Consider the following 12678-nt stretch of genomic DNA (forward strand, 5'->3'; position numbering starts at 1 on the left):
AAAAAGTGCCTGTCTCGAGTGCTAGAAGTTCTTTCCCCGGTCGTACTGCTATTATTGCAGGAAATGGTATTTTACCTATTTCTGTTGCACAGGAATTGGAAAAACATGGACAGAATCCTTTTCTTGTGCTTTTGCGTGATGAGGCGGATCCTATGCTGTGTCGCTATGAGCATTGCATATTATCAATTATAGAATTAGCGCGACTCGTTAAAGTCTTAAAGGCAGCTGGAGTTTGTAATATTGTATTGGCAGGTGGTGTAAAAAGACGGCCACTTTTTACACAATTTCGCTTTGATTGGACAACATTTTTAGCTCTTCCTAAATTAATCAGTAGTTTGAGATCTGGGGATGACGCATTATTGAAAGCTTTTATACGACTAATTGAATCTTATGGTTTTAGTGTGATTGGTGTTCATGAAATAGTACCGAATCTTTTAGCACCGGTAGAATTTGATGTCACATTACGGCGCGCTACTAGGAAAGAAAAAAAAGATATTTTCTTAGCAGTAGAAGCCGCGAAGCTTTTAGGCCAGTTAGATATTGGGCAAGCGGCGGTAGCTATTAATGGCAGGGTGGTTGCAGTTGAGGGAGCAGAGGGAACCGATAATATGCTATGGCGGGTTTGTGAAATGCGAAAAAGAGAACAGATTCCACCTAAAGGTGGTGTTTTGGTTAAATGTGCAAAACCACAACAAGATCATCGTGTTGATTTACCATCAATTGGGCCTGCGACAATAATGAATATTGCAAAAAGTGGATTATCTGGCATTGCGGTGGAGGCAAATAAAAGTCTTATACTATCAGCAAAAACAACAATAGAAAAAGCCAATCAATATTCCTTATTTATAGAAACATTTGAAAAGTTTAATCATGAATAATTGTTTTTTAAAAATTGCTGTTATCGCAGGTGAGGAATCAGGCGATTTCCTTGGAGCAGATTTAATTTCTTGTTTAGCAAAACAAACAGGAAGCAATATTCATTTGATTGGTGTTGGTGGGAGGAATTTAAAAGCTTTAGGCTTAAAAAGTTTTTTTGATTCTCAAGATATTGCTTTAATTGGTTTAGGGGCAGTGTTAAAAAAATTACCACTATTGTTACGGCATATTCACAATATATCTAAATTTATCGCGCAGGAACAGCCCGATTGTTTAATTATGATTGACAGTCCTGATTTCAGTCATCGTGTTGCAAAAAGAGTGCGTACTTTAGTGCCTTCTATTCCTATTATTAAATATGTTGCACCAACTGTTTGGGCATGGCGACCGGAACGCGCTAGAACTATGCGCAAATTTGTTGACCATATTTTAGCCATCTTTCCTTTTGAAGAAAAAATTATGCAGGATTTAAGAGGACCTGCCACTACCTATGTTGGGCATCCTCTTTTGACATATCCTCCGCTTTTGACGGTTCAAGCGAAAAAAAAACAGCAAGCAGAGAAAAAAAAATTGTCTGGTAAACAAATATCATCTCCTACATTAGTTCTTTTGCCAGGTTCACGCAATTCAGAGCTTCGCTCTTTAATGCCACCTTTTCAAGAAGCGGTAGAAATTCTCACACAACGCATTCCTCATTTACACATTATTTTACCAACCTTACCACGTTTAGTGAATGATATTCGTAATTTTGTACAGAACTGGAAAAGCAAAGTAGAAATTGTTGTGGGTGAAGATGCAAAATGGCATGCTTTTGCACAAGCAGATGTTGCACTTGCAGCACATGGAACGATTTCATTGGAATTAGCATTAGCAAAAATTCCCATGATTCTTTGCTATAAACTTGATCTTTTTTCTAAATTCTTCATTTTCCCCAAAATAATGTTATGGAGTGCAGCTCTTCCAAATATTATTTCTGATAGACCTATTATGCCAGAATATCTGAATGAACTTATACGCCCTGGTATGTTGGCAAGGCAGCTAGAACAATTGTTATATAATCCTTTGTTACGACAAGCACAGCTTGATTCTTTTGAAGTAGTGGAACAGAAAATGAAAACTGGAGTTCCATCAGGAATTGTTGGTGCTCAAGTTATTATGAACCTTCTTGGAAAAACAAAACATTTAGAATTGTGTAGACAAAACAATATTGGTAATTAATGTTTAATTTTAGCAAGAAATTCACAGGCACGCTGACTTTTAGGATTTGTAAAAAACGTATTAGAATCTATATCCTCAATAATCTTCCCATTTTCGAGAAAGAGGATTCTTTCTGAGACTTCACGTGCAAAACCCATTTCGTGGGTTACACAAAGCATTGTTATACCCGTGTTTGCTAATTGAACCATAACTTCTAAAACTTCTCCAACACTTTCAGGATCAAGCGCTGAGGTTGGTTCATCAAAAAGCATCACTTCAGGTTCCATACAAAGTGCACGAGCAATCGCAACACGTTGTTGTTGGCCACCAGAAAGCTGTAAAGGATATTTATTACAGTGTTTTTCAATACCAACATTTGTTAGATAACGCATTGCCCGTTCTTGTGCTTCTTGTTTAGAAAGTCCTTGAACAGTCATAGGTGCTAAGATACAATTTTGCATAACACTCATATGAGGAAATAAATTAAAGTTCTGAAAAACCATTCCTATTTTACGGAGAACATTTTTTTGCTGGTAAGGGGAAGCAGCATGAATATCAATATTATGGATGCAAATTGAACCTTCCTGTGCTTTTTCTAATTGATTAATACAACGAATTAAAGTTGATTTTCCTGATCCGGAAGGACCACAGATAACGATTCGTTCGCCAGTTTTAACGTCGAAATTAATATTGTAGAGTACTTGAAAATCTTCGTACCATTTATTTAAATTTCGAATGGAAATCACAGAGTTTTGTACAGTATGGACAGATTTATTATTTTCCAAATTCATCTTGTTGTATTCTTTCATTGATAAATAAGTTTATTAATTTAACATTTTGATTTAATAAAGATTTTTATGACTATTTTATTTACCGCAAATATCTGGTTAAACGATATTCGATAAAAACAATAAAGCGATGAATGAATTCAACGGTAAGAAGATAGATAAGGGCAGCCCAAACGTAAACTTGGAAATCGAATGTACGCGAATAGGTGAGTTTGGCAACACCCATTAAATCGTAAATAGTGACGAGTGAGGCAATAGCACTCGATTTAATCATTAAAATTAACTCATTACCTAAGGGGCGTAATGCTAAAACCATTGCTTGCGGCAGAATAATTCTAAAAAATGTTACAGAAGGATTCAAGCCTAGTGCTTTTGATGCTTCACGTTGTCCAGTTGTTACAGATAGAAAACTTCCTTTAAAGATTTCGGATTGGTAGGCAGCAGAATTGAGTGCGAAAATAAAGAGACAACAATACCATGCATTTTGAAAAAACCACCATAGACCAATCTGTTGCCAGAAGTTGTTCATTGAACCAAGTCCGTAGTAGAAAAGAAAAAGTTGGGCAAGTAAAGGAGAGCCGCGGAAAAAATAGACATAAGCATGTGCAATATATCGTAAAAACTTATTCTTTGACAAACGTGCAAACGCAATAAGCATACCAAGAACAAAACCAATAGAGCAAGCAAACAAAACAAGCTCAATAGTAACAATAAAGCCCTCAATAAATTTTGGTCCATAACGGTTTAAAAGAGCAGGATTAAAAAGGAAATAAAGCCACTCAGGAATCATAAGCCCGAAACCTTTCTATATCCTGTTTGCGTGTGTGTCTCTAGATAACGCAAGATTGCAGAAAAAAACGCTGAAAATAACAAATAGAGTAAGCAAGCTACAAGATAAAACAACATGGCTTTATCGGTGGCTGCAACTGCTAAGTTTATTTGTCGCATAAGATCAACAAGCGAAATGGTTGACACCAAGGATGTATCTTTTAGCAAAGTAAGCCAATTATTAGAGAGTCCTGGTAAAGCGTTTCGGATCAATTGAGGAAAGACAATACGAAAAAACGTTGTTGAACGTGACAATCCTAAAGTTCTAGCTGCTTCATATTGACCTTTATCAAAAATGTTGAATGCTCCAAGCCAGACTTCACAAGAAAAGGCAGCAAGAACCATACTGAGAGCTAGAACACCCGCAACAAAGGCGTTAATGCTGAACATGATTTCAATATTAAAATAATCAAAAACAATTTGCATAATATTTTGCAAGCCATAATACACTAAAAATAAAGTTAAAAGCTCTGGTAATCCACGAAACACTGAAGAAAAGAGGGTAGCGATAGTTTTAGCTATCTTAATATTAGATCGAATCATTACAGCAGCAAAAAGACCTAAAGGAAATCCTAAGAGCCCACAACACAAAGCCAATGATAATGTCATGCCAGCACTAGAAAGTATAACCACACCCCACCCTCCATTGCTAAATGATAGCAATGCTAAATCTTCAATCATTCTTGCGTACCTCACAAAGAGTTAGATAAATATTTTCTTAGAAATAAATAGTTTGTCTAATTTTAGCTCATTTGATATTTAATAAATATCAAATGCAAAATATTTTTTCATAATCCTATCATAAGTTCCATCTGAATGGATCTCTTTTATTGCTTCATTGAATCTACTTTTAAGGCCATTATTATTTTTGCGTAATGCAATTGCAATAGGAAACTTTGTTCCTTCCAAGGTTCCTAAAAGACGGCAGCAATCTTTTCCTTCATTTTTAAGCCAGTTTAATGCTTGCAATTTATCAACAATAACCACATCAAGCCGACGGTTCAAGAAGTCGCGATTAACTTCTATTGTTGTCGGGTAAAATTTGATATTTATTCCTTCAAAAGCATAATAATCTTCTGCATAAGCTGCTTGTGTTGTATTTGTTTGAACACCAAGATTTTTACCTTTAAAAGCTTCTGCCGAGATCTCTTTAATTTCTGAATCTTTGGCGGTAATTACAGCAAGCTCTGTGTTATAATAAGGATCTGTGAAATCAATCTTTTGTAAGCGCTCTTTTGTGAGAGCCAAAGAAGCGATGATGACGTCGTATTTTTTTGCAAGAAGACCAGGAATCATACCCTCAAAGTCTTGAGTAGTAATAGTGCATTCAACGTTCATTTTTTTACAAAGCGCATAAGATATATCAATATCAAATCCTTTGAGTTCGTTGTTTGAATCGATGTAACTAAATGGAGGATAGGAACCTTCACTCGCAATTTTTAACGTTTGAGTATGGGCAGATTGTGTAAACAGTGTTGCACTTATTATAAGAGCTACTGCTAATAATTTCATTATGTTCTCCTATGAGATAAGTGGAAAAGTGAGATTGTCATATATTTTATAATCTTTAAGCTCTTTTAGGAGCAACGCAAAAATTTATGAATGTTCGTTTTGGGCTCATAATAATGAACATTATTATAAAAAAATGAATTATTTTATCAAATATGAGCGCGCTAAACATAAGAGAGAAAAAATATTTTATTAATTACATCGCATAATAATTTTGCACTTTTTATCATTTTTCTCAAAAAAACACAGAATGTTATCGTGAAAAAAGCTATTTAATTTAGGCATAAAAAAACTTTAGCTTTGATAAAGACAAAAGCAAAAAGTTGTTTTCATTATTTGCATTGTCAAACACTTAACTGAGTTAAACACTTAACTGATGGAAACAGAGAAAAATCGAGCTTTTAAGAAAAAGATATTTTTCTCTAAAAAATGACAAAAACACTCAATTTTTAATTATCTCTGTGTTCCTTATGGTACGATTTAAAAAGTTTAGCTAATATTGATATTTAATAAATGTCAAAAGAAAAATGTTTCTTCATAATTTTATCATAGGTTCCATCCAGACGAATTGTTTTTATTGCTTCATTGAGCTTATTTTTAAGATCGTTATTATTTTTACGTAATGCAATTGCAATAGGGAATTTTGTCTCTTCCAGAGTTCCTAGTAGTTTGCAACAATCTTTTCCCTCATTTGCAAGCCAATTTAAAGCATGTATTTTATCGCAGATCATCAAATCAAGCCGACGGTTTAAAAGATCACGATTGACTTCTATAACTGTGGGATAGAGTTTAATATTCACCCCTTCAGAGGCATAGTGATCTTCTGCATAGGCTGCTTGTGTTGTATTTGATTGCGTACCCAGTTTTTTACCTTTAAAAGCTGCAGCTGAGATTTCTTTAATTTCTGAATCTTTAGCAACAATGATAGCGAGCGCTGTATTATAGTAAGGATCTGTGAAGTCAATCTTTTGCAAGCGCTCCTCTGTGGGAGCAAGAGAAGAAACGATAGCGTCGTATTTTTTTGCAAGAAGACCAGGAATCATCCCCTCAAAATCTTGAGTGGTAATAGTGCATTCAACATTCATTTTTTTACAAAGCGCATAAGATATATCAATATCAAATCCTTTGAGTTCATTGTTTGAATCAATGTAACTAAATGGAGGATAGGAAGCATCACTGGCAATTTTCAGCGTTTGAGCATGAGCTGATTGGGCAAACAGTGTTGTGCTTATTATAAGAGCTACTGTTAATAATTTCATTCTGTTCTCCCATTAGATAAGCGGAAAAATATGAGACCGTCATGTATTTTATAATCTGTAAGCTGTTCTGGAGCAATGCAAAAATGCAAAAATTTATTGATGTTTTATTTTACTATTATATAACAACTTTTATAAGAAAAATACATTTACTTTATAAAATATAGCTATGCTAATTACAAAGAAAAAACAACTATTTCGTTGGTTATATTATATGGTTGTTTATCATAGTTCATTTTTATCATTTTTAAAAATACAAATTTAGTTTTGCAAAAACGATTTAATTAAAAATATATAAAGCATTGTGCTATTAAGGTAATAAAAGCCAACTATTTTTTAAAGTGTAAATAAGCATTATTCGGCGTGTAATTATCAAGGAATTTTTTCATTGTGGTTTTTAAAGAATAGGGAAAAATACTTTGTTGTCTGCAAAAAAGCGCCATGAATTCTTTTAATTTATTGAGTAAAAAACATCAATTTTCTTCAACTATTGATAATAGTTCTATAGCTGTAAAAATGCTTTCAAATTGTATTCAATTTACCACTCACAATAAAGCTTCAGTGAACTGAAGCCTTATGATGGGTTATTCTCTTTAATTTATACGTTTATCTATAGGAATATACTCGCGCATACCATAACCTGTGTAAAGTTGTCGAGGCCGACCAATTTTTTGTGCGGGATCCTCGATCATTTCTTTCCATTGTGCAACCCAACCAACGCTGCGTGCTAGTGCAAAAAGGACAGTAAACATTTCGGTAGGAAAGCCTAAAGCTTTTAATGTAATACCAGAATAAAAGTCGACATTAGGGTAAAGCTTTTTCTCAACAAAATATTCATCATTGAGAGCGATTTTTTCAAGTTCTATAGCGATATCAAGAAGCGGATCGTCTTGAATATTCAGTTCTTTTAGAACCTCATGACAGGTTTTTTGCATGATTTTTGCACGTGGATCATAGTTTTTATAGACTCGGTGACCAAATCCCATAAGGCGGAAAGGGTCATTTTTGTCTTTTGCGCGCGCAATGAATTCAGGAATTCTTTTAACGGAACCTATTTCTTGTAGCATCTTTAAGCATGCTTCATTGGCTCCACCATGTGCAGGTCCCCAAAGGCATGCAACACCTGCTGCAATACATGCAAACGGATTAGCTCCTGATGATCCGGCAAGACGTACAGTGGATGTAGAAGCATTTTGTTCATGATCTGCATGAAGGATAAAGATTCGATCCATTGCCCGCGTAAGAACAGGGTTGGTTTTATATTCTTCACAAGGAACACAAAAGCACATACGAAGAAAATTTGCAGCGTAACTAAGATCATTTCGTGGATAAACAAATGTTTGTCCAATACTATATTTATAAGCCATAGCAGCAAGGGTTGGAACCTTGGAGATGAGACGAACAGAAGCAATCATTCTTTGCTGAGGATCTGTAATATCAATAGAGTCATGATAGAATGCAGACATAGCCCCAAGGCATGCAACCATGACAGCCATAGGATGCGAATCGCGACGAAATCCATGAAAAAAACGCGCAAATTGCTCATGTACCATCGTATGCTGCATAATACAACGATCAAAGTCGTTCTTCTCTTGTTGGTTTGGGAGTTCACCATAAAGGAGAAGATAGCAGCTTTCGAGAAAGTCTCCTTTTTCAGCCAACTGATCAATAGGATACCCCCGATAAAGCAAGAGACCTTTGTCACCATCAATATAAGTAATTTTTGATTCACAAGAAGCAGTAGAGGTAAAGCCAGGATCATAAGTAAAAGTATCAGTTTCTTTGTAGAGAGAAGCAATTTCAATGACATCAGGTCCACTTGTCCCTTTTCGCACAGGAAGTTTTATATTTTTATCATTCACAGTAATGTGTGCTTTATTCTCAGACATTAGATATTCCTTTCAGATCCTTCTCTGCTAAAAAACAAGATGTCGCTTCATCAGCTTAGAAGATATATAATTGAAGCTACTCCTACTTATATTTGAAAGTTAGATTTACCTTAAAAGTTGGTTCTTGCAATCTAAAAAATATTTTTATTTGTAATTTTAGCAAATATATCTTTCAAAGATTTAAGAAAGAATCTAATTTTTGGCATAAAGGCATTTGTATGTGTCTGTTTATGAACCTGATAAGCGATATCTATGCCGCTAATATATGGTTGTAACGAGTTGATCATTAATACGATTGAGAGACTCCTCTCGCCCTAATAAAACAAGTACATCAAAAACTCCAGGTGATGTTGAACGTCCTGTAAGAGCGGCACGAAGCGGTTGTGCAATAGATCCTAATTTGAGATCGTTTGTCTGCGCATAAGATCGAAGAGTTTCATCGAGTGTTTTAGTATCCCAAGAGTGGACTGCTTTCAGAGCAAGATAAACATCGTTTAAAATGGCTTGTCCATTTTTATCCAAGAGCATCTGCGCTTTTTCGTCAAGCTGTAATGGTCGTTGCGTAAAAATGAAGGAGGCATTGTCAAGAAGTTCACATAAGGTTTTTGAACGTTCTTTCAAATTTGGTATAGCTTTTAAGAATTGGACACGGCGTTGTTCATCAAGTTTTTCCATGATTTGTATGCCACCTTCAATTTCTGATAAAATACGAACAGTAGCATCAAGAAGGTCTTGGTCATTGCTCATACGTATATAATGTCCATTGATGGCATCGAGCTTTTTGAGATCAAAACGGGCTGCTCCTTTGTTAATATCATCAATATCAAACCAAGAAATCATATCTTCTATTGACATCAATTCATCATCACCATGACTCCAACCTAGACGAACGAGGTAATTTCGCAAAGCAGCAGGAAGATAGCCCATCGTTCGATAAGCATCGACACCGAGTGCACCATGCCGTTTTGATAATTTTGCTCCATTTTCACCATGAATAAGGGGAATATGTGCCATCACAGGAATATTCCAACCCATTGCTTGGAAGATAATTGTTTGGCGCGCTGCATTGGTGAGATGATCATCACCACGTATAATATGTGTGACACCCATATCGTGATCATCAACGACAACAGCATGCATATAGGTGGGTGAGCCATCAGAACGCAAAATAATAAAGTCATCCAGATCTTTATTAGGGAAACGAACATCACCTTGAACGCGGTCGTGCACAATTGTTTCGCCATCTTGTGGTGCTTTTATGCGAATAACAGGTTTAACATCTTTAGGGGCTTGAGAGATATCACGGTCGCGCCAGCGTCCATCATAACGCGGTGCTCGGCCTTGCGCACGGGCATTTTCACGCATTTCAGCCAGTTCTTCCGAAGAAGCGTAGCAATAATAGGCTTTACCATCTTTTACCAATTGTTCAGCAACTTGACGATGACGTTCTGCTCGTTCAAATTGCGAAATAGGAGTACCATCATAGCTAAGCCCCATCCATTCCAGGCCATTTATAATGGCTTTTACAGCTGCCTCTGTTGAGCGTTCTCTGTCTGTATCTTCAATGCGTAGTAACATTTTACCACCAGTGTGTTTGGCATAGAGCCAATTAAAGAGCGCCGTACGAGCACCTCCGATATGAAGAAAGCCTGTTGGTGAGGGGGCAAAGCGGGTAATAACGGACACGAATCTCTTCCTTTAAAATTAAGATGTTATTTATAGGACTTTATAAGAGGTTTATGTTAGCATAGCTGATAGGGGGTGCAAGAGCCGCATTGCAAGTAAAGTGGGGATTTGCGGATGTTTAATCAAAATAAAGTTAAAGATGGTTTATCCATAAAATCTGTTTTTAAGAGAAAAAAGTTACGTCTGATATGGCAAGAAGTCTTTTATGCTCTTTATGATGCAAATCACGATAATTGTAACAAACAAAAGATTTTTTTATTTACTCTCTCAAAAAAAACAATAACTTTTTGGAGGAAATGGTTGGTAGATTCTATCAACAAAGAAATCTCTTTTGGAATTCTTTTTTCCTTAATTTTAGTATTTTTTTCCATAGGGATCATTTTTTATTTTAGTTTGGAGCGCGAGCCAAGTTGGGAGCAATTTGGTGTATTGATTATTCTCTTCGTTGGAATATTATATATTACACGATTTTATCAGAGAGTGTGGTATATTGCAGGCTTTCTATTTTGTATTCTATTAGGCGCTTTGGCTGGAAAAATAGAAACGTGGCGTATAGCAACGCCAATGTTAAGCGGCGATATTGTTACTACGTTAACGGGAAGAATTGTTTCTATTGAGGCAGGGCAAAGAGGACAATTTCGTTTAGTTCTAGATGTTTTAAGCACAAAAAATCCAATATTACACCATAGTCCTCATCGTGTTCGTTTATCAGCAAGACATTTGCCCTATGGAGTGGCAATTGGTGATGGGTTATATGGGAAAGTTAAAATACGTGCATTATCTGGACCGGTATATCCAGGGGGGTATGATTTTAGTTTTCATAATTATTTCAAAGGAATTGGTGCACAGGGAGTTTATTTGGGAAAACCAAGAAAAATATCCGTTTCGCAGCCAAATAGAATATTAGAGAGAATCTTACAGAAAATTGAAAATTTACGAACCGATATGACACAAAGAATCCGTAAAGCAATTAACGGAGAAAAGGGTAATGTTGCAGCTGCTCTTATAACGGGGCAGCGAGCTGGTATTTCAAATGAGACAAATGAAGCATTGCGTGTAGCTGGATTAGCACATATTTTATCAATATCAGGTTTACATATGGCGTTGTTAAGCAGCATAGTTCTTGTGAGTATCCGTAGTTTTTTGGCACTTTTTTCCGTTTTTGCATCCTATTATTCTACTAAAAAATTTGCAGCTGTTGCTGCATTAATGATGACAGCCTTTTATTTACTACTCTCTGGTGTTGCTGTATCAGCACAGAGAAGTTTTGTAATGATTGCTGTTATGTTAGTGGCTGTCTTGTGTAATCGTTCTGCTCTAACAATGCGTAATTTCTCTATTGCTGGTTTAATAACACTCTCTCTTAAGCCCCATGAAATATTAGGTCCTAGTTTTCAAATGTCCTTTTCTGCTACAGCAGCCTTAATTGCTTTTTTTGATTGGTGGAGTGGAAAATTATCTTATGGCACAAGAAAAACAACACCATCTTATGTTGGAGCTAGAGTCATTCATTTTGCTTTTTTATCGATACTTTCAATAGCTGCTTCTTCATTTGTGGCGGGAACTGCTAGTGGAATTTATGCTGCTTATCATTTTTCCAATATTGCATTTTTGAGCATTATCAGCAATGCTTTAGCTTTACCTGTCGTATCAATTTTCATCATACCTTTTGGATTAATTGCGACCCTTGCAATGTTTTGGAGGCTTGAGTGGCTGCCACTTCAAATTATGGGTTTTGGTGTTGATCTTGTGATAAAAATTGCGCACACTATAAGTTCCATTTCTCCTGCTTTAAATCCTGGATTTATGCCGTTATCTGCGTTGATTTTGTTCAGTATAGGTTTGGTTGGACTGATTTTTTGCAAAACATTTATTAGATTCTTTTTTGTTTTTTTTATTTTTGCTGGTTTTGCGACTTGCTTAATGCATTCACCTGTACAGCTCATTATAGCAGATAATATGAAGTTTGTGGGGGTTATCGATGACAATAAATTATATATTGATCGTTATCATATTTCCAAGTTTACAACTTCCATATGGAAAAAATCATTTGGCCTGAATGAGACAATCAAACTGACAAAATATGGTCCGCCATTCCATGGACAGTTCATTTGTAATCATCATTTATGTGCGTCCTTATTAGAAAATGGATTAAGAGTAGTTGTGTTGCAAAGAGAAACAAATCAATGTGTGACGGCAGACATTCTGATTAATACATTTTCAATGAATAACAAAACATGTAACAAAAAGACAAAAATAATATTTACGCCCCAACAATTGTTATCACGAGGGAGTGTTATGGTGACAAAAAGTAGTGATATTATTTGGTCTTCAATGGGCTTTTATAGACCATGGAATATGCACAGGCAATATTCACGAAAATTGCATAGCCTATAGAATTTTTTCCTTTTCGTATAAGAATCGCAAGAGAAAAAATAATAGGGCGATCTTTTTTATGATGCTTTTTATCGGGCATTTCTTAATTTCATTAAGTCATGAAACTGTTTACAATTTTCTTACAACGAATAATATTTTTGATATATGAACAATTTATAATTTTTTGCAGAAGTTTTCTATATGTTAAGCTTATCGATAGAGCAGTACAAATCAAAAAAAATCGTATTGATATAAAAATATCAATAATTTTTT

At 35.4% G+C, this 12678-nt stretch carries 10 protein-coding genes; 3 read left to right on the plus strand and 7 right to left on the minus strand.

What is annotated here, in order from left to right:
• The first annotated feature begins 5 nt into the window (after nucleotides 1-5).
• Nucleotides 6-878, plus strand: coding sequence for an LpxI family protein (locus ABD909_RS05325; RefSeq protein WP_345096931.1), 873 nt, complete (start codon nucleotides 6-8; stop codon nucleotides 876-878).
• Nucleotides 871-2094, plus strand: a complete 1224-nt coding sequence (gene lpxB / locus ABD909_RS05330) for a lipid-A-disaccharide synthase (RefSeq protein WP_345096932.1) — start codon at nucleotides 871-873, stop codon at nucleotides 2092-2094. The genes ABD909_RS05325 and lpxB overlap by 8 nt, the downstream gene beginning before the upstream one ends.
• On the opposite strand, the gene ABD909_RS05335 is transcribed toward lpxB, so the two are convergent.
• The 7 genes from ABD909_RS05335 to gltX all read right to left on the minus strand — a co-directional run bounded on the left by ABD909_RS05335 (nucleotide 2091) and on the right by gltX (nucleotide 10029).
• Nucleotides 2091-2864 carry an amino acid ABC transporter ATP-binding protein gene (locus ABD909_RS05335; protein ID WP_345096933.1) on the minus strand — a complete coding sequence of 258 codons (774 nt, stop codon included), beginning with the start codon at nucleotides 2862-2864 and terminating at the stop codon, nucleotides 2091-2093. The two genes, lpxB and ABD909_RS05335, sit on opposite strands and share 4 nt — an antisense overlap.
• Nucleotides 2865-2943: 79 nt before the next feature.
• Complete coding sequence (locus tag ABD909_RS05340) at nucleotides 2944-3651, minus strand: ABC transporter permease (RefSeq protein ID WP_345096934.1); 708 nt, start codon at nucleotides 3649-3651, stop codon at nucleotides 2944-2946.
• Nucleotides 3648-4370 (minus strand): ABC transporter permease, encoded by a 723-nt coding sequence (locus ABD909_RS05345; RefSeq protein WP_345096935.1) that lies wholly within the window; start codon nucleotides 4368-4370, stop codon nucleotides 3648-3650. Before ABD909_RS05345 ends, ABD909_RS05340 begins: the two co-directional genes overlap by 4 nt.
• A 78-nt stretch (nucleotides 4371-4448) precedes the next feature.
• The gene (locus ABD909_RS05350) at nucleotides 4449-5201 is read right to left on the minus strand and encodes a transporter substrate-binding domain-containing protein (RefSeq protein WP_345096936.1); all 753 of its coding nucleotides are present in this window, start codon (nucleotides 5199-5201) and stop codon (nucleotides 4449-4451) included.
• 503 nt (nucleotides 5202-5704) lie between these two features.
• Nucleotides 5705-6457: a transporter substrate-binding domain-containing protein gene (locus tag ABD909_RS05355; protein WP_345096937.1), complete on the minus strand. Its 753-nt coding sequence runs from the start codon at nucleotides 6455-6457 to the stop codon at nucleotides 5705-5707.
• 590 nt (nucleotides 6458-7047) lie between these two features.
• The gene (gene gltA / locus ABD909_RS05360) at nucleotides 7048-8343 is read right to left on the minus strand and encodes a citrate synthase (RefSeq protein WP_345096938.1); all 1296 of its coding nucleotides are present in this window, start codon (nucleotides 8341-8343) and stop codon (nucleotides 7048-7050) included.
• Between the two features lie 258 nt (nucleotides 8344-8601).
• Nucleotides 8602-10029: a glutamate--tRNA ligase gene (gltX, locus tag ABD909_RS05365; protein WP_345096939.1), complete on the minus strand. Its 1428-nt coding sequence runs from the start codon at nucleotides 10027-10029 to the stop codon at nucleotides 8602-8604.
• A 114-nt stretch (nucleotides 10030-10143) separates the two neighbouring features.
• Between gltX and ABD909_RS05370 the strand changes: the two genes are divergently transcribed.
• Nucleotides 10144-12426 (plus strand): ComEC/Rec2 family competence protein, encoded by a 2283-nt coding sequence (locus ABD909_RS05370; protein ID WP_345096940.1) that lies wholly within the window; start codon nucleotides 10144-10146, stop codon nucleotides 12424-12426.
• Nucleotides 12427-12678: the final 252 nt, after the last annotated feature.

This window comes from Bartonella acomydis, from assembly GCF_039543025.1.
Taxonomy (GTDB): Bacteria; Pseudomonadota; Alphaproteobacteria; order Rhizobiales; family Rhizobiaceae; genus Bartonella; species Bartonella acomydis.